This is a genomic window from Kocuria sp. HSID16901, from assembly GCF_003989425.1.
Lineage (GTDB): Bacteria > Actinomycetota > Actinomycetes > Actinomycetales > Micrococcaceae > Rothia > Rothia massiliensis.
The window spans coordinates 52,298-70,820 of record NZ_RBLM01000008.1; the positions used below are offsets into that span (position 1 = coordinate 52,298).

The following is an 18,523-nucleotide window of genomic DNA, read 5'->3' on the forward strand; positions in this document are numbered from 1 at the left end:
CATTCACATAGTACAGTAGTCGAAACACCCGACATCAAAGGAGTCATGGCATGGAATCGACCGTTACCGTCGTCGTGGGTTCCTGCGTGCCGGAACGTGGCGGCATCGCACACCGACTGGCCCGGGCCACCGGAAGCGAGATCATTCATGCGGAACGATTGGCGGTAGCGAAGGATCCGGTGCGTGAGGCTACGTCTCTCATCCCCTGGATCACGCCTCAGGACGTGGTGGTCGAATACCCGATGCAGGCCCCGATTCGGTCGGTCATCGGCTCGCTCGTCGACCCGGAAGAGCCCACCCAGTTGGCCGAGGTCGTGTGTGTGCTCGACGCCGTACATTTCTTCAGCGAGCTAGAGCGCACCGACCAGGTCGAATACCTGGAATTCCACCACGGCACGCCCTTCACGGCGAGCTCCGCCCGCGCGCTCTTAACCGTGGAACAGATCGAGTATTGCTCCACGGCCCTGTTGGTCAACGCGGAACAATTGCCGGAACAGGACGTGGAGATCATCCGGGCGATCATCGCGGAGTTGGCGCCGTGGGCACAGGTCGTTCTCGACGACGGCACCTGGCAACCTTCCCGCACCCGCGAAAATCCCATTCCCAAGGCGCAAGATCCCGCCGGGTACTACGACGCCGTCCAGATCCGACCCGGGTGGATCGCCTACCTGAACGGTCTGCACACCGCCCAGTACCGCCACCCGCGCGTCGCCTCCATGCGGTACACCAACCCGCGGCCGTTCCACCCGATGCGACTACAGCGGGCCTTGGACGAGCACCTTGAACCGGGTGCCGCGGGCAAGATCGTTCGCTCCTGCGGTTTCTGCCGCCTAGCGAGCCGCCCGGGCATCACCGCGGCGTGGTCGCACACCGGTTCGGTCATGGCGATCGATCCCTTGGCTCGAGACGAGGCCACTCCAGGAGAACCCCTGAGTTTCGGTCAGGACATCGTCTTCACAGGATTCGATCTCCGGCCTACCGAGCTGACGCAGGCCCTCGACGACGCGGTGCTGTCCGATAGCGAGCTCATGACCGACCCTGACGAATGGCACCTTCTCCCCGACCCCTTCCCTGCATGGGTCACGGTCCGCGAGCGCTTCGAATGAGATCCGCCCCGTGCAAGGGCGCGGGGCTCGAGGAATTACCCTCGGAGATCCTTGCCCTTGGTCTCGGGAAGAGTCAGAACCGTCAGCGCGGAAATGATCAGCAGGATCATCGAGTAGATCGCGAACTTGTAGGGGTCCCCGATCCACGTCAGAACGTATCCTGCGGTCCCGCCGAACACCGCGATAGCCACCGAATACGGCACACCGAAACCTGCGGTGCGCTGATCCGTCGAAAACATCTCGGCGTAGGTCGCCGGCGCGTGGCCCAGGAATGCGGCCAGGAAGATCAGCTGTACGCAAATCGCGAGAACCAACTGCCAAAGTTCCCCGCCGGAGACGAGCTTGATGAGCGGTATGTAGAACAGGAAGCACCCCGCCATGCCGGCCACGATGCACGGCTTACGTCCGATCTTGTCCGAGGCCCAACCCCACACCGGCAGGGCCAGAATGAAGACGACGTTGCCGATCAGCGACGCCGTGAAGGCATCCTGCGGTGTATAGCCGAAGGTCGTCGTCGCCAGGGAAGCCATAGTCACGGACCAGATGTAGTAGGCCACCGTGAGCCCCGCGGTCACCCCGATCACCTGAAGTCCGGTGCGCCAATTTTTGAAGACGGCGACCACGATGTTCTGTTTCCGCACTTCCTGACGTTCGACCGCTTCCATGTGTTCGGTGAACACCTCGGACTCCTGGAGCGAAGAACGAATCCAAATGGCGACGACGCCCAACAACGCACCGACCAGGAACGGAATGCGCCAACCCCATGCGCCCATCTGCTCTTCCGTGAGCAGCCCTTGGAGCAGGAGACCCAACCCCAGGCCGCAAAGCAAACCGAGCGTACCGGTCACGTAAATCGAACTCGCGAAGAGGCCGCGTTTGTCCCGCGGGGCGTGCTCGGCCAAATACGTTTGGGCCGCAGGCAATTCGCCTCCGTGGGAGAGCCCCTGAATCAGGCGTCCGACCAGCAACAACGCCGAAGCCAGCCATCCCACCTGGTCGTAGGTGGGGCAGGCCGCGACGATCAGCGAGCCGACCGACGCGCTGACCACGGCAAGGGTCAGAGAACGCTTCCTCCCCCACCGGTCACCGAGAAACCCGAAGAGGACGCCGCCGAAGGGGCGGGCCACGAAGCCCACGGCGAAGATGGCCATCGTTTCGAGGAAGGCCGACTGCGGGTTTTCGCTATTGAAGACCTGCGTGGAAAAGTACACGGCAAAACTCGCGTAAATGTTCCAGTCGAACCATTCCAAGGCGTTGCCGATGCCGGTGCCGAACAAGGTCTTGAGGTTGGATTGACCACCGGTGGTGGGTCGGGTCGCCGTCTCGGCGGGACTTGCTGAGCTCACGGTGGGATCCTTTCGCGAGGGCTCGGGTGCGGTGATGTCGGACGTCGTCGACCTCAAGTGGCCAGGGAGGTCATGAGGTGAGTCGGCCCAGGGCGAGGTCCGCCAGGAGGCGGGAACAATCCCCTAGAACGGAATCGTCGTAGGTCGCGAACGGAGAGTGATTGAAGGGCGCTGTCTGATAGTCCTTCTCCGGGTCGACGGCCGCGACGAACGCGAAGGCCCCCGGGATGCGTTCCAGGATCTTGGAGAAGTCTTCCGAGGCGCCGACGGGGCGGTCCAGCTCGGTCCAGCGCCCCGGGAAGGACCGCTCGCTGACGTCGGCAAGATAAGCGGATTCGTCGTCGTGATTCATCGTCACGGGGTAGAGCTTGCGGGATTCGATCTCGCAAGTCGTGCCGTGTGCTGCCGCGATGCCGTTGAACAATCGGGTGAGGCTGTCCATGAGACGATCACGGGTTTCCGGGGTGAAGGCGCGTAGCGTGAACTTGGCCGTGGCGTGATCTGGAATCACGTTGGCGGCCGAACCTGCAACCACGCTGCCGCACGTCGCCACGACGGGCTCGAAGATGTCGAATTCGCGGGTCACCAGCACGTGGGATTGGGTGACCATTTCCGCGGCGATCGGCACCGGGTCCAGAGCCTTGTGAGGAGCCGATCCGTGACCACCGCGACCATGCACCCGCACGATCATCGTGTCGGAGGAGGCCATGAGGGGGCCGGGGCGTGCGGTGATGGTTCCGGCGGGGTACTGGGCTGACCACACGTGCAATCCATACGCGTGATCGGGAAGTCGGCCGGCGGCTTCCAGGAGGCCCTCGTCGATCAGGTGCTGAGCGCCATCCCAACCCTCTTCACCGGGTTGCAGGAAGAAGACGACGTCGCCGGCCAATTCTTCGCGAACGGCATGCAGTGCCCGGGCCGCGCCCACGATCCCCGCCATGTGCATGTCGTGGCCGCATCCGTGCATCGCGCCGTTGCGGGAAGCCCAGCTCAGCCCGGTTTCCTCGGTGACGGGCAGGGCGTCCATGTCGGCCCGGAGCAGAACGATCGGACGCTCGGCCAAGGGCGTGGCCGCACCCCGTCCGCCCCGAAGCACTGCCACAAACCCGGAGACCTCGTTGGCGTCCGTGATCTCCATGTCGAGCGCCTCAAATTCCTGGCGCACCCGTGCCGTGGTCTGCGGCAAGTGGAGGCCGGGCTCCGGGATCTGATGAAGTTCCCGCCTCAACGCCACCATTTCGGCGGCGTGCTCGGACACAGCGGACGAGATCACTTCGGTCACTTTCGACATAATGCGGCGGCCATTCCTCACAAAGACGACGAGTTGAAGAACAGAAAACGCACCCCGCATATGAGGTGCGTCTCCCAAGTTTGTGTTTTACCTTACCCAAGCAAGTTTGCCATGCAATGTTGTGACAAGAGGTTGAGCGAGCGCCTGTCGCCCGGAATATCCACCACGCGCGGGGGTGTTGTGAGGAATGTGTGGCGGTCGCATCCACGCTTCCGGCCCAACAACGAAGGAGCAATCATGGCAGACCTACGACGCATCCCCCGCACCGATCTTTCGGTGTTCCCTATCAATCTGGGCGGCAACACGTTCGGTTGGACCTCCAACCGAGAGGAATCCTTCGCCGTCCTGAACGCCTTCACCGAAGCCGGCGGCAACTTTATCGACACCGCGGACGTGTACTCCGCGTGGGCCGAAGGCCATACCGGCGGTGAGTCCGAAACCGTTCTCGGCGAGTGGCTGACCTCTCGCGGTCGACGTGACGACGTCATCATTGCGACCAAGGCCGGCCAGCATCCCGAACATTCGGGGCAAGCACGGGATACCGTGCACGCCGCCGTGGATGATTCCCTACGCCGCCTGCAGACCGATCACATCGATGTGTACTACGCGCATTTCGACGACGAATCGGTCGCCATCGAGGATCAGGCAAAAACTTACGACGAGATTGTCCGCTCCGGGAAGGCCCGGAATATCGGCCTCTCGAATTATTCTCCGGAGCGCATGACCCGGTGGTTTGAATTCGCAACCGCCGAAGGCCTGAGCGTTCCGGTGGCAATTCAGCCGCATTACAACCTGTTGAAGCGGCGAAGCTTCGAGCAGGATTATGCTCCGATCGCGAGGAAGTTCGATACGGCGGTATTTCCTTACTTTGCTCTCGCCTCAGGGTTCCTGACGGGCAAATACCGCTCCGCGCAAGACTTGGACGGCGCGGCCCGCAAGAGCATGATCGACGACTATTTCTCTGAAGCGAGCATCGACGAGGGGTTGGCCGTGGTCGACGCTCTCAACGACGTCGCGCAGCATCACGATGCGAAGATCACCTCGGTTGCCCTCGCCTACCTGCTAGCGAAGGGCGTCACGGCGCCCATTGCTTCCGCGCGAAACACCGAGCAGCTCGCAGACGTGCTTGCAGCGGCCGATCTGAAGATCGAGCAAGAGGAAGTGCAGAAACTCGACGCGGCGTCGGCGACTTTCGCCTAAGAATCCTCATGGCGGGGAGGGGCCATGTGAAACCCGCCGATTACCCTTTTCGAAGGGTAATCTGCCAGCTGGCCTCTCCCCGCTCCTGGAAGTCCGTGACCTCGTGGCCATCTTCGGCGGCCCAATGCGGTATAGCCTCGGTCGCCTGCGTGCAATCGAAATCGATGACCAAGTGGTCCCCGCTAGACAGCGTCGCCATCACATCCTTCGCCTCGATGAGGGGGAACGGGCATACGGCACCCAAGGAGTCGAGCGCGAAGTAACCACCGCCAAGGTCACGCGCCTTCGTCGAGACCTGCGGCGCCTTGACCGCGAGCGCACCAGGCGCCGTCGCGAATCCCGCGAAGGGCGCCGTGCCACCTGAAGTGGGCTGGTTTTCGATGTCGTCGGATCCTGCCGCCCCACCGAGACTCTGATCGGTGGAGTACGCATCTGCCGTAGCCGGTTGCGATGCCTTGGATCCAGCTGTGGAGGGCTTGAGCCACAATTTGGCGCCCAGGCCCACACCTAACGCGATGAAGACCAGGGCCACCCACCCTTGAAAACTGAACAGGCTGGTTTGCACCATGCCGTTACCAACGGTGCAGCCCCCAGCCCACGACGCACCGACGCCCATCATCACGCCGCCGACCACGGATCGGGTGGCTGTCACGGCGTCGGGAACGCGAACCCGGAATTCACCGGTAGCCTTGGCGGCCACGAGGGCACCACCGAACAGACCGAGCACCAACATCACGCCCCAGTCGATCGACGACCCGTCACCCGTGGCGATGAACTTCACCACGTTCGACGACGGCGAGGTAATTCCCAATCCGTCGTTGCGTCCGGCAGCCGCGGATAGGGGCCACGCAACGACGCCGAGAATTCCCACCAGCACGGCGGCGACGTAAAAGTGGAGGGGCCGCTTCCACCGTGCACGTCCGCCAAGGCTCGCGGGGCGTACGGACTGTCGCTCCCGTTTGAGGAAATGACGCACCATCAGCACCGTGACGGCCACCAAAATAATCACGAAGGGCCACGGTGAGATTCCGAGGGCTGCAGGAATCGTCGTGAGTCCCGTATCCCACGACTTCAAACTGGTATTGAGATCGCCGAGGGCGCCCTTCTTCATCGCTGCCGAAGACAGCGCATACATTGCCAGCGCAAGCCACGACCCCACGAGACCTTCGGCCGCGCGGTACCACGTCCCCGAGGCACACCCTCCCGCGAGGATGATCCCCATGCCGAAGAGCAGCCCACCGACCACCACGGCTGCAGGTGCAAAGGTCGGATATTCGGGCGAAATTACGCCGACGCCAGTGAGCACCGCAATACCGACGGCGTGCACCGCGATCACGATCATCAAAGCGGTGAACGTGCGCCAAGACCGCAACAGGAAAATGTCTCGGAGCATCCCCGTCACGCAGAATCGTCCACGCTGCAAGACGACACCCAAGAGGGCTCCCACGATCAGGCCAGTGAATATCATGCGGTTCGGTACTTTCTCAGTCGGTGCAGTGATGCGTACCGACGAAGCTACTCGTGGACGGCCGGAGGCACCTAAGGGACGGTAACCCGGCGTCATCGTGCGTTGTGCTCATTCGGGCCGAGTTCACGAGCGGGAATGGCGACAACGGAAACGACGAGCCGACCCTTTCCATCTGATGGGGCACCGGACAAGGGTTTAATAGGTCACCCATTCCTAAAGGCCTTCATGCCGTCGTCACGAAATTATTAAACTTCAAATATAAAACTCGCCGCATTCCGAAAACGATTCGTATTCATCATGGCCCTGGATCGCCAGCAGTGCAGTGTCAGAGATTTCTTTCGTGGCCACCTTTCGCGGCCAGGATTTTTTCACCCGTTACTTATCCGTGACCACAGCATCAGTTTGATAATAATTTCAAGAATTCCTTGTTTTGTGCCTCACGATTCGGGAGGGTACATAGTGTCATCCACAAATGATGGGAAACACCAACGACTCGGAACCACAGTCGAGTCTTTTCTAGATTCGGCGGACCGAGATGAGAGGAATGGACCACCATGAGGACAACGAAATCACACCACTTCACATCAGCCCTAGCCGCGGGTGGCGGCGCCTGCCTCCTGGCAGTCACGCTCGCCGCCGGAACCCCAGCCCTGGCAGAAGGCACAGATGCTCCACAGGCTTCGACTCAACAAGAAGCACAACCCCAGTTGCCCACGATTGAGGACACCTGGAGCGGAACGTGGAACGAAACGACACGCCAAGTCGTTAACCATCCGAAGTTTGGCGAGCTCGAGATTCGCACCTACTTCTTGGGTACCCCACCAACGGACACTTCCCTGGCACAAGGCGCAGTGGGATATGCGGTGTACCAAAACGGTCGTGCCGTGGGCTTCTCCCAAGACAATGGCACGAGTTCCGTGCCGCTGACCGATGGACAGCCGGACAGTGTCACGGCCGTCAACTTCGCGGACACCAACGTGGACCGTGAGGGCAATGTCTATTTCACGTCGGGAGCGTCCGTCGTCGTCCTGCGCCCCACGGACGATGGATATACGGCGAATCAGACCCTGCCGAACGACGTCAATGAATTGTTCACCGACGCCCTCGAACTGAATATTAACGAAGACGGCGTGGCCTCAATTGTCGCCATAGACGAAAACGGAGTGGCCCAGAAATACACCATGAAGGGCGGCCACTTCTCCGTCACGCCAGCATAAACCGGTGATGCCGGAACGTGGGGCGCTCACCTGCAGGCGAGCGCCCCACATTACGTTGCTTAGAATCCGCCGTCGTTGGCCATGTTGGCAAAGCGTGAATAATGGCCCTGGAATGCGACGGTAATCGTTTTGGTCGGACCGTTACGGTGTTTCGCCACGATCACGTCTGCCTCACCGGCACGCGGCGATTCCTTGTCGTAGATATCCTCACGGTGAAGCAGGATCACCATGTCGGCGTCCTGCTCGATGGAACCACTCTCACGCAGGTCAGAAACCATCGGCTTCTTGTCATTTCGCTGCTCTGAACCACGGTTAAGCTGCGACAGCGCAATGACCGGGACTTCGAGCTCCTTGGCCAAGAGCTTCAACGAACGCGAAAACTCGGAGACTTCCTGCTGACGCGATTCCACGCGCTTACCGGAGGACATGAGCTGCAGGTAGTCGAGCACCACCAGCTGCAAATTATTCTTCTGCTTGAGACGCCGGCACTTGGCCCGGATCTCCATCATGGACATATTCGGGGAATCGTCGATGAACAGGGGCGATTTGTCCATCCGGCCCATCACTTCGGCGATCTTGGACCACTGGCTATCCTCCAGCGAGCCTCGGCGCAGGTCGGATAGGTTCAGGGAGGCCTCGGCGGAAAGGAGCCTCATGGCGATTTCGTTGCGGGACATCTCCAGGGAGAAGATCACCGCGGCCTGATTGTGGTGAATTGCGGCGGATCGAGCGATATCCAACGCTAGCGTCGACTTACCCACGGCCGGACGGGCGGCCACGACGATCATCTGTCCACCCATGAGTCCATGAGTTAGCTCGTCCAACTCATAGAATCCCGTCGGAACACCCTGCATGCCGTCGGTCTTGTCCCCGTTGGCTTCGATCTCTTCGACGGTTTCGCCGATGATCTCTTTGAGGATGACGTAGTCCTCAGACGTTCGGCGTTCAGCGACCTGGTACACCTCGGCCTGCGCCTGGTTCACGACGTCGTCGACCTCGCCGTCCTGCGAATAGCCCAGTTGGACGATCTTGGTGCCGGCCTCCACCAGACGACGCAAAACGGCGCGTTCGCGGACGATTTCCGCATAGAAACCGGCATTGGCGGCCGTGGGAACGGACGAAATTAGCGTGTGCAGATACGCCGCACCGCCGACTCGACTGAGCTCTCCCCGCTTTGTCAGCTCATCCGCGACGGTAATCGCGTCAGCGGGTTCGCCTTTGCCATAGAGATCGATGATCGCGTCGTAAATGGACTCGTGCGCGGGGCGGTAGAAGTCGACGCCCATGAGAACCTCGACGACGTCTGCGATGGCGTCCTTGGACAACATCATGCCGCCGAGCACAGATTGTTCGGCCACGTTGTCCTGGGGTGGGGTCCGCCCGCCGTCGTGTTCTTGGACCGCTTCAGACATCGATTCGTGACTCCTTTTCTTCACCGCTGCTACCCCAGCCTACTGACTCTTGTACGCCGTGGAAGCCGTCCGACTGTCCGGTTTCCGGCCTGACACAACTCATCTTGTGGATAACTTGTGCAAAAGCGAATCCCTCTTGTGGACCCTCTGGGGATATCGGTGTGGATAAACAAATTTGTAGTACCGAAAACCGCGAAATATCAGGGATTATCCCATGCACAGGCTGTGGATAACTGCCCTAATTTTTCGAAGATTCACCCCTCACGTGAGGGTTGAAGGTTTGGTTTCGAGTGATTTTCGCCGAGTTATCCACAGGCGGGAGGTCCACCTGTTGATAACATTGTGGGCTTCGAAGTCATCACACGGCTCATCCAGTAGCCCGTAAGGCTTGGTGTTTGGGCATGACGACTTCACTTTGTGGTGAGCGTCGGTTTCCTACGCCACGCCGTTCATCGCGACCATCAGGAGAACCAACGGGTTAGTGGCCACGGAGATCAGCAGCAGGATGATGTTCAGGGCCTTGCGGCGTCGATATTTAAAGAGGCCAAAGAGGGCCAAGAAGCTCGCGAAGGCTGCAGCAATGGCCGATACGACCAGGCACACCAGGAAGAACCCGAGGACAGTGGACGTCGATCCAGTGTTCCCCGCGAGGAATCCGAGAACGATCAAGACGATGGAAGCGACCCAGAAGCCTGTGGCGATAACTAGCAATTTCGTGCTGGGCAACAACGGAAAGCGATTGCTCTTCCGTCCGATCCTTTTGAATCGACCCGGGGTCTGTGAAGCGCCGGTCTCGTCGGCGTCTTCCCACATCGCTTCCCATTCGGACTGCTTACTCGTTGGGGCCATTCCTTCATCCTTCCACGGGAATCTGACCGTGTTCTGAATCGTCAGTTCGTGACATACAACGAAGCCCGGTACCCCTCCCAAGGGGAGAGACACCGGGCTTCGTTCGATGCTCACGCTACGGTCTCACACAAGGTGTTCCACGGCGTGGTCACCAGCATTTAGGATGCGACGACGTCGATCTCGATGCTGGCAACGACATCTTCGTGGAGGCGAACGGCCACGGTGTGGCGTCCGGTCCGCTTGATGTTCTTCTCGATGGTCACGGCGCGCTTGTCGACCGAGCCAAGGCCTGCGGCCTGGATGGCGTCGGCGATAGCGGCCGGCTTGACCGTACCGAAGAGACGACCCTCGGCACCGGCGTTCACCGGAACCGTGACCGTTGCGGCCGAGAGCTTCTCGGCCTGAGCCTGGGCGTCCTCGAGGTTGTGCTGCGCACGAGCCTCGCGGGCCTTACGGATCGACTCGATCTGGCGTTCGCCGCCCTTGGACCACACGGTCGCGAGGCCGCGGGGCATGAGGTAGTTGCGAGCGTAGCCGTTCTTGACCTCAACGACGTCGCCAGCGGCACCGAGGCCGCTGACTTCCTGAGTCAGAATAATCTTTGCCATGTTCTTCTACTCTCCTTCTCTTTAGCGGCCAGCGCCGGAGTAGGGCAACAGGGCAACTTCGCGGGCGTTCTTAATGGCCTGAGCGATCTTGCGCTGCTCCTGAACGGTCACGCCGGTGACGCGACGCGCACGGATCTTGCCGCGGTCGGAGATGAATTTACGCAGGAGAGCGACATCTTTGTAGTCGATCTCGGTGACTTCAGCAGCCTTGAGCGGGTTCTGCTTTGGTTTGGGCTTACGGATTTCAGCCTTAGCCATCGTGGTGCTCCTTCAGTGTTGTGGAGCCCGCGGATTTCACACCGCGGGATGGGTTAATACATGGATCGGAAGGTTGCGCCTCGGTTTAGAACGGCGGTTCGTCGTCCTGGCCAGCACTCCAGTCGTAGTTTCCACCGGAATTCTGACCCCAGGGATCCGCCGCGGGAGCCTGCTGGCCACCCCGCTGGTTTCCACCCTGGTTAAAACCGTTGCCGCCGTACCCGTTGGAGCCGCCGAAGTTTCCTCCGGTACCTCCCTGGGCACCACCCGCAGCTTGGCCTTGACCGGTGTTCCCACCGAATCCGCCCTGGCTGCCCCCGAAGTTTCCTCCTCCGGAGCGCTGGTTACGGTTGACCGACGCGGTGGCGAAGCGGAGCGAGGGGCCGATTTCATCGACATCCAGCTCCATCGAGGTGCGGCGCTCGCCCTCCTTGGTTTCATACGACCGTGCTTTGAGACGACCCTGTGCGATCACACGCTGTCCCTTGGTGAGGGACTCGGCGACGTTCTCCGCAGCCTCGCGCCAGATCGAGCAACGAAGGAACAAGGCTTCTTGGTCCTTCCACTCGCCGCTCTGACGGTCGAAAGTTCGCGGAGTCGAGGCGATCGTGAAGTTCGCGACCGCGGCACCCGAGGGGGTGAACCGCAGTTCAGGGTCGCCGGTGAGGTTTCCGACAACCGTGATGATGGTTTCTCCAGCCATCATGACCTCCTGAGTCGTATTGAATAGTGCTTCCAGTCAACCACCGGTTCCTGCCCCATGGGACGGTTCCGGCGCAATTGTGGAAACTAGGAGATCTTCTGCTCTTCCGGGCGGATGATCTTGGTGCGCATGATGGACTCGTTCAAGTTAAGAACGCGGTCCAGTTCCTTGGCGACGTCCGGCTCGGACGTGAAGTTGACGACGGCGTAAATGCCTTCGGTCTTCTTCTGGATTTCGTATGCCAGACGGCGACGGCCCCAGATGTCGATGTTCTCGATGGTGCCGTTGTTCTTACGGACCACATCGAGGAACTTGTTGAGGGTCGTCTCAACGGCGCGATCGTCAACCTCGGGGTTAATGATGGCCATGAGTTCGTATTCACGCATGTTTGAACCCACCTCCTTTGGTCTTTGGCGGCTACGGTATTTCCGTAGCAGGAGGTTCGCATGTGCGTTGCCTGATCACTCGGGGATTGACCGAGTCGACACAGACCTACACGACTTTACAGCACCTGCTATCTAAAGAGCACCCCTCTGGGAGCCATGTCACCCGCCAGGGCGCGCGGCGTCGTCGGGCCCTAGAAGCGGCGGTTGTTCAGACGGGCCGTCTCCCCCGCGTTAATAAGGCCCACACGGAAGGGCATTGTGAAGAGGTCGATGAACATCAAGAGCCCCAAGATTCCGAAGAATATGTAGCCGATAAGGATCGGCGCAAGGAGCCATCCCAGTCCGTGAAGGATCAGGTAGAAGACTCCCATGAAGGGTGCGCGTAGGTAGAACTTGTGGATACCGAAAATGCCCAAGAAGAACCAGAGCACGTAAGAGAGCACCAGACTCTTCCTCACCACATATACCGGCCGCGCACTGCCGTCGGAATTGATGTACTGCGGCGAATGGTGCTCGGGCTGCGGGTGGCTCATGGCTACTCCTCAATTCGGTCCAATATCCCCGCAGGCTACGGGATTACTAGATTATCGGTCGGCATGGTTGGGGTGGGATCCTGGCGCTTGATTTTCGCGATGCGTGGACGATTCGCTCCGCTTCGGCACCTGGAGACACCGATGGCGACGGTGCAACACCGCCGCCATCGTTCGCTTGCTACCGCAAAGGGGCGCTCACATTACTTGGGGTCGCGCTGAGTGAAGGAGAAGTATCCAAGAATCAGCGGAACGACAGCCCACAGGGCATACCAGAGGCCTGCCTCCACGTACTTCGGGTCGCTCTGCGGCTCGAAGGGGTTGGTGAGGATGCCACTCAACTGCTGAGGAATGTAGCCCTGGAAGTCCCGGACCCACTCCCACTGGAAGGGCATCAACAACAGGGGCAGGATAAACAGCAGGACCACCAAAATCACGATGGCGCCCGCGTTATTCCGGATGATCGCGCCCAGACCAATGCCCATCCATGCCGTCAGCACGAATACCACGATCAGACCCACGATGTTCATCAGGGTTTGTTCCTCAAAGAGGCCGAAGGTGAGATCCACCGGGGAAAGCACCAACTGAGCCATGAGCCAGGCGAGGACCCCGGAGATGATGGCGGCGATGATCGCCACGATGGTGATCTGCACGGTCTTGGCGACGTACACCATGCCGCGACGAGGCGTTGAGGTGAGCGTCGAGATGACCGACTTATTGGCAAATTCCGAGGCGATGAAAACCACGGCCATCGAAGCCAAAATGATATAGGCGAAGATATATCCCGAATCGACGGCTTGCCGTGCCACGTCGGCAGGGTTACCCACCTGCATGAGGTAGGGGTCGGGCTGTTTCCCGTTTTGGATGGCGTCGTCCAGAGCCTTCTTGACCGTACGGGCCTGAGCTGCCGTCAAGGCGGAGAACCCCGCCATCAGCACGATGGTGATGGCCAACATGACCCAGCTGGACACCAAAGTGCGGAATTTCAACGACTCAGAACGGAGAACGCCAAAGAACGACAATTTGTGCTTCGCTTCGTTGGAGTGGGCAGGTTGGGATCCCTGCCGCTCACGTGAATCTACGGTTGTGCTCATTGCTTACTTCTCCTCCTGATTCCAGGGGGTGGCCTGTTCGGTGGAGTGCTCCGGGGTGTAGCCGGAAGACTGTGGTTCGTTATTCGCCTGTACCTGATCCGGTGCGTGCGCACCCCCAGGATTCTGGCCGGGCTGTGCACCTCCGGAGCTGAGGCCCTGGTTCGGGTCCGACGAGCGGTACTCGACGGAATCCTTCGTCATCGACATGTAGACCTGCTCGAGGCTGGCCTGTTGCGGGGTAATTTCCCACAGCAACGCACCATGCGACTGCGCCCGTTGGGCCACCTCGCGACCGGTGCCGTTGACCAACAAGGAGCCGTCGCTCTGCTGCGTCACGCCAACTTGATCCTGCCGCAAAGCCTCGGCCAAAGCGTTGGGATCGTCGGTACGAACCAACACTCGGTCGTCTCCAGCTTGATTCAGGAATTCATTCAACGGCTGATCCGCCAGAACCTTGCCCTGACCGATCACAATCAAGTGATCTGCGGTCTGCGACATTTCCGACATGAGGTGCGACGACAAGAAGACCGTCTTGCCTTCCGAAGCCAAATACCGGGCCATCTGACGAACCCAAATGACGCCCTCGGGATCGAGGCCGTTGACCGGCTCATCCAGAATCACGGTGGTCGGATCGCCGAGGATCGCGGTGGCGATGCCCAGTCGTTGCCCCATTCCCAAGGAGTAGCCGCCGACCTTCTTATTAGCCGCGCTGCTCAACCCGGTGATCTCGATGACCTCGTCCACGCGGGACTTGGGGATGCCGTGTGTGAGGGCCATGGCCCGGAGATGATTCACACCGCTACGACGAGGATGTACGGCTCGCGCTTCGAGCAACGCTCCAACACTCGTCAGAGGCGAGGAAAGTTCGCTGTATCGCTTTCCATCGACGAGCGCCTCGCCCGCCGTCGGTTTCTCCAAGCCCAGGATCATGCGCATCGTCGTCGACTTGCCGGCGCCGTTCGGTCCCAGGAATCCGGTGACCTTACCCGGCTGGACGGCAAAGGAAATATTGTCGACGGCACGTTTGGACCCATACTGCTTGGTGAGGCCAGAGACCTCGATCATGGTGGCTCCTTCCTTGCCCGGCACTGACCGGGGTAAATGTCGTCCGTAACCAGCCTAAGGGCTAAGTCCTTGACATTCCCTGGCAATTCACGGACCGGAGCATATTTCATACCTGGGTATGAGTTCGCACTGGTGCCTAGCACTACCTCAAGCGGATTCTCTTCGCTGTGTGGACATTCTGTGACGACCCAAGAACCGTTAATTCACCGTGTTGGATTCGGCCCACCATTGCTTCAAGCGCCGTTCCGCTTCTTCGGGCCCTAAGCTTCCTTCATCCAAGCGAAGATTGAGCAGATAGTTATATGCCTTGCCGACCATAGGTCCAGGTTCGATTCCCAGAATGCTCATGATCTGCTGGCCATCAAGATCAGGCCGCATCGAGTTAAGTTCTTCTTGCTCCGCCAATTCGGCGACCCGGCGCTCCAGGTCGTCATACGCCTTTCGGAGGCGTTGCACTTTGCGGCGATTGCGGGTCGTGACATCCGATCGAGTCAGTCGGTGGAGTCGTTCCAGTTGATCGCCGGCGTCTCTCACGTACCGGCGTACTGCCGAGTCGGTCCATCCGGCGTCGCCATATCCGTAGAACCTCATGTGCAATTCAACGAGCCTGGCCACGTTCTTGATGGTTTCATTGTCGAATCGAAGCGCCCGCATTCTCTTCTTCACGAGTTTGGCCCCGACGACGTCGTGATGACGGAAGCTCACTGCGCCATTGGTGTCGATCTTTCGGGTGGCGGGCTTGCCGACGTCGTGCATGAGGGCGGCAAAGCGCAACGTGAAATCTGGTGCAGGCACGGCACCATCAGGTCCCGTTTCGAGATCCACGGCTTGCATCATGACCGTCAAGGAATGTTCATAGACATCCTTATGGTGATGGTGCTCGTCCGTTTCCATTTGAAGCGCCGGGATTTCGGGCAGAACATGTGCAGCGAGCCCGGTGTTGACCAGCAACTCTATGCCTCGCCGCGGGTTCTTCCCGATGATGAGTTTGACGAGTTCGTCGCGCACCCGTTCCGCGGAGATGATGGTGATGCGCTCCGCCATGTCGTTCATGGCTTGCACAAGTTCCGGTGCGGGGGTGATGTCCAGGCGAGAAACGAATCTCGCGGCTCGCATCATGCGCAGCGGGTCATCCGAGAACGAGTCTTCGGGCGTCCCCGGCGTGCGGAGCACGGCAGCGGAGAGATCTTTCACACCGCCGTACGGATCGACCAACTCGAGGCTCGGTAGCCTCAACGCCATCGAATTAATCGTGAAGTCCCGGCGGAAAAGGTCGTCCTCCAATTTTCGCCCGAAAGCAACGGTTGGCTTCCTCGAGTCCGCGTCGTAGGCCTCAGCGCGATACGTCGTCACCTCGATCATGGCATCACCCTTGCGCAAGCCAATGGTTCCGAAGTCTCGGCCAATCTCCCAGTGGGCGTCGGCCCAATCGCTCGCCACATCAAGGGTTTCGTCAGGTGTGGCATTCGTCGTGAAATCCAGATCCAAGGCAGTTTCACCGAGGAAAAGGTCGCGGACGGGGCCACCCACCAGGGACAGCTCGAATCCTCGCTGCTCAAAGAGCTTGCCGAGTTCTAGAGCGACGGGGTGGATCGATGAGCTGTCAAAGAGGTTTGCCATAGTGCTTAAATCGTGCCAGAAATCCACGACGACGGTGCGCGCCTCTGTCACCGTCCGAGACAAGGGCACCTTCACACGGGTGCCGTTCCCGCACGTGTCAAGGTCGAACTCTGTAAGGTGGACGTATGACTTTTCCAGTTCCCCGGGCGCCGAAGAAGCGGGCATTCACCCCGCCTTCGCCCTTGCCCACGGTGGAAGAAGTCTCTGCCGGGGGTATCGTCGTCGATCTTGAGACCACGGATCATCCCGTCGCCATCATCGCGCGCATCAATCGCGGCGGCAGGCTCGAATGGTGTCTTCCCAAGGGTCATCCAGAAGGCGAAGAGACTAATGAGGAAGCCGCGTGTCGTGAGATCGAGGAAGAAACGGGCATTGCCGGACGCGTCCTCGCACCCCTCGGATCCATCGACTACTGGTTCACCGTCGCCGGACACCGTGTCCACAAGACGGTTCACCACTTCCTCCTTCAAGCAACCGGTGGTTACCTAACCACCGAAAAAGACCCTGATCACGAGGCCATTGACGTCGCCTGGTCCAATATCGATGACCTCGGTCGAAAATTATCGTTCCCCAATGAACGGCGTATCGCAGACATCGCCAGGGAATACATCATCCATCAGCTGTAGAACCGTGTGGGTGATGGCCCAGCAAAGGTCACTCCCATTCCTCCATCGTTAGGCAGAACAGATATGGCACGTACCGGTGCACGTTCCAGCGCCATTATGGCCGCGGGAACCATGGTCTCCCGCGTTCTGGGCTTCGTGAAGACGATGCTCCTGGCGGTGGCCATTGGCGCTTCCACCACCACCGGTAACGTATTCGCCCTGGCCAACACCTTGCCGAACCTCATCTATGTCCTCGTGGCTGCGGGCATGTTCAATGCGGTGTTAGTTCCGCAAATCATCAAGGCATCCAAAAAGCCCGACGGAGGCGCGGACTATATCTCGCGTTTGCTCTCGTTGGCGGTGATTGGGTTGGCTGTCATCACCCTCCTGGTGGTGCTGTGTGCCCGACCCATCATTTCGGTCATGGCCAGCGATTGGTCCCCGGAAAAGCTGGATATGGGCACCACATTCGCTCTTTGGTGTTTCCCCCAAATCTTCTTCTACGGCCTGTACACCGTAGTCGGCCAGATCCTGAATGCTCGCGGTGCCTTTGGTGCGTATATGTGGGCTCCGGTACTCAATAACGTCGTCGCCATCGCCTCGTTGCTGGTATTCATCGCACTGTTCGGCACCTGGCAGACCGGTCAACACGACCCCTCGCATTGGACCACCGACAAGACGTTCTGGCTCGCCGGAATGGCAACGATCGGAGTGGCGGCTCAGGCAGTCATCCTGTTTATTCCTCTCAAGGCATTGAAGCTCGGATTGGGTCTCAAGCTGGGGTGGCGTGGCATCGGTCTCGGCACCGCTGCCCGGCTCGGTAGCTGGACCCTCGCGACCGGCGTCGTTGCCAACTTGTCCTTCCTTTTCCTTGCACACATCGCTACGACGCCCGAAGGTTTCCAGGAACAGTTCAACCATCCGATTGCGGGCAACAACATGCTCGATCAATCGACCATGCTGTATCAGTTGCCCCACGGCGTCATTGGTTTGTCCATCGCAACCGTGCTGTTCAATCAAATGTCTCGTCACGCGGACAACAATGACGACGCCTCGCTCGTCCAAACACTGTCCCAGGGCCTGCGCATCAGCTCCGTGGCGACCATATTTTGCGCGGTGGCCCTCGTGGTCTTCGCCGGCCCGGTCGGAATGCTCTTTGGCGGCGGCTCCCCCGCTCAAGGTGCCGTGGTGGGGCAGGTGATTTCGGTGATCGCCCTCGGCGGTCCCTTCCTGACCATCGCCTTCATGATGGGACGCGCGTTCTACGCTCACGAGGACGCCAAAACTCCGCTGGTCAATCAAGCCATCTCCGCAGTTTTGGTGATCGTCCTCGGATTCCTGGTTGGGCGTATTCAGCCCCAATACATTGTTTTCTGCCTCGCTGGGCTCTACGCGGGGCAAAACATTCTGGCAACGCTTCTGTTCCACCGAGGCTTGAAGAAGTGGCTCGGAGATTACGACCTGGCGAATATCGTCAAGACTCACCTCCGGGTATCCATATCGGCGATTTTTGCTGGCGTTTTTGGATATATCGCCCTTCGGCTCATGGGCGGAGGTTCCTTCGAGGGCTTCGCGTGGCACAGCCAAATCACCGCGTTCATCACGGTGATTGTTGGCGGATTGGTCATGGGCGTGGTGTATCTCGGCGCCCTGCGAATGTTCCGTGTGAGGGAACTTGACGGAATACTTCGTCCTGTCTTGGCACGATTTGGACGCTAGATAGAGCCACTCGGCCGGTCCGCCGGTATCATCGAACTGTTACTTC

General features: G+C 59.8%; 18 protein-coding genes and 1 pseudogene. 5 read left to right on the plus strand and 14 right to left on the minus strand.

The genetic code is table 11. From position 1 onward, the window contains the following. Positions 1-50: 50 nt before the first annotated feature. Entirely contained in the window at positions 51-1,106 is a 1,056-nt protein-coding gene (locus D8M21_RS09820; RefSeq protein WP_048680769.1) for a GTP-binding protein, read from the plus strand. Between the two features lie 35 nt (positions 1,107-1,141). Here D8M21_RS09820 and D8M21_RS09825 read toward each other — a convergent pair whose 3' ends face one another. Beyond that, the gene (locus D8M21_RS09825) at positions 1,142-2,452 is read right to left on the minus strand and encodes an MFS transporter (RefSeq protein ID WP_048680906.1); all 1,311 of its coding nucleotides are present in this window, start codon (positions 2,450-2,452) and stop codon (positions 1,142-1,144) included. Positions 2,453-2,522: 70 nt separating this feature from the next. Further along, positions 2,523-3,734: a M20 metallopeptidase family protein gene (locus D8M21_RS09830; protein ID WP_238651303.1), complete on the minus strand. Its 1,212-nt coding sequence runs from the start codon at positions 3,732-3,734 to the stop codon at positions 2,523-2,525. Positions 3,735-3,980: 246 nt separating this feature from the next. Between D8M21_RS09830 and D8M21_RS09835 the strand changes: the two genes are divergently transcribed. After that, positions 3,981-4,943, plus strand: coding sequence for an aldo/keto reductase (locus tag D8M21_RS09835; RefSeq protein WP_048680763.1), 963 nt, complete (start codon positions 3,981-3,983; stop codon positions 4,941-4,943). 40 nt (positions 4,944-4,983) lie between these two features. Here D8M21_RS09835 and D8M21_RS11510 read toward each other — a convergent pair whose 3' ends face one another. Both D8M21_RS11510 and D8M21_RS11515 read right to left on the minus strand, forming a co-directional pair. Continuing rightward, complete coding sequence (locus D8M21_RS11510) at positions 4,984-5,187, minus strand: sulfurtransferase TusA family protein (RefSeq protein WP_238651317.1); 204 nt, start codon at positions 5,185-5,187, stop codon at positions 4,984-4,986. Between the two features lie 267 nt (positions 5,188-5,454). Further along, positions 5,455-6,507, minus strand: a pseudogene (locus D8M21_RS11515) (YeeE/YedE family protein); the annotation flags it as partial. A gap of 458 nt (positions 6,508-6,965) precedes the next feature. Here D8M21_RS11515 and D8M21_RS09845 point away from each other — a divergent pair. Beyond that, on the plus strand, positions 6,966-7,628 hold the full coding sequence (locus D8M21_RS09845) for a hypothetical protein (RefSeq protein WP_048680757.1): 663 nt from the start codon (positions 6,966-6,968) through the stop codon (positions 7,626-7,628). A 59-nt stretch (positions 7,629-7,687) separates the two neighbouring features. Here the strand turns inward: D8M21_RS09845 and dnaB are convergent, their stop codons facing one another. The 10 genes from dnaB to D8M21_RS09895 all read right to left on the minus strand — a co-directional run bounded on the left by dnaB (position 7,688) and on the right by D8M21_RS09895 (position 16,153). Next, positions 7,688-9,040 (minus strand): replicative DNA helicase, encoded by a 1,353-nt coding sequence (gene dnaB / locus D8M21_RS09850; protein ID WP_048680754.1) that lies wholly within the window; start codon positions 9,038-9,040, stop codon positions 7,688-7,690. A gap of 435 nt (positions 9,041-9,475) precedes the next feature. Continuing rightward, a complete protein-coding gene (locus D8M21_RS09855; RefSeq protein WP_126855840.1) occupies positions 9,476-9,889 on the minus strand; it encodes a hypothetical protein in 414 nt (137 codons plus the stop codon). Between the two features lie 158 nt (positions 9,890-10,047). After that, positions 10,048-10,497: a 50S ribosomal protein L9 gene (gene rplI / locus D8M21_RS09860; protein WP_048680749.1), complete on the minus strand. Its 450-nt coding sequence runs from the start codon at positions 10,495-10,497 to the stop codon at positions 10,048-10,050. Between the two features lie 21 nt (positions 10,498-10,518). Beyond that, positions 10,519-10,755, minus strand: coding sequence for a 30S ribosomal protein S18 (gene rpsR, locus D8M21_RS09865; protein WP_048680746.1), 237 nt, complete (start codon positions 10,753-10,755; stop codon positions 10,519-10,521). Positions 10,756-10,840: 85 nt separating this feature from the next. Further along, entirely contained in the window at positions 10,841-11,458 is a 618-nt protein-coding gene (locus D8M21_RS09870; protein ID WP_048680903.1) for a single-stranded DNA-binding protein, read from the minus strand. A gap of 86 nt (positions 11,459-11,544) precedes the next feature. Next, positions 11,545-11,844: a 30S ribosomal protein S6 gene (gene rpsF / locus D8M21_RS09875; RefSeq protein ID WP_030016483.1), complete on the minus strand. Its 300-nt coding sequence runs from the start codon at positions 11,842-11,844 to the stop codon at positions 11,545-11,547. 191 nt (positions 11,845-12,035) lie between these two features. Continuing rightward, positions 12,036-12,377, minus strand: coding sequence for a TM2 domain-containing protein (locus tag D8M21_RS09880; protein ID WP_048680729.1), 342 nt, complete (start codon positions 12,375-12,377; stop codon positions 12,036-12,038). A 200-nt stretch (positions 12,378-12,577) separates the two neighbouring features. After that, the gene (locus D8M21_RS09885; protein WP_048680727.1) at positions 12,578-13,468 is read right to left on the minus strand and encodes an ABC transporter permease subunit; all 891 of its coding nucleotides are present in this window, start codon (positions 13,466-13,468) and stop codon (positions 12,578-12,580) included. Positions 13,469-13,471: 3 nt separating this feature from the next. Then, complete coding sequence (locus D8M21_RS09890) at positions 13,472-14,533, minus strand: ABC transporter ATP-binding protein (protein ID WP_065424270.1); 1,062 nt, start codon at positions 14,531-14,533, stop codon at positions 13,472-13,474. Positions 14,534-14,731: 198 nt separating this feature from the next. Continuing rightward, on the minus strand, positions 14,732-16,153 hold the full coding sequence (locus D8M21_RS09895; protein ID WP_048680898.1) for a CCA tRNA nucleotidyltransferase: 1,422 nt from the start codon (positions 16,151-16,153) through the stop codon (positions 14,732-14,734). Between the two features lie 125 nt (positions 16,154-16,278). On the opposite strand from D8M21_RS09895, the gene D8M21_RS09900 reads away from it, so the two are divergent. Together D8M21_RS09900 and murJ are read left to right on the plus strand one after the other, a co-directional pair. Next, entirely contained in the window at positions 16,279-16,779 is a 501-nt protein-coding gene (locus D8M21_RS09900) for an NUDIX hydrolase (RefSeq protein WP_085528428.1), read from the plus strand. Between the two features lie 63 nt (positions 16,780-16,842). Beyond that, positions 16,843-18,477 carry a murein biosynthesis integral membrane protein MurJ gene (gene murJ / locus D8M21_RS09905; RefSeq protein WP_048680721.1) on the plus strand — a complete coding sequence of 545 codons (1,635 nt, stop codon included), beginning with the start codon at positions 16,843-16,845 and terminating at the stop codon, positions 18,475-18,477. The last annotated feature ends 46 nt before the right edge of the window (positions 18,478-18,523 follow it).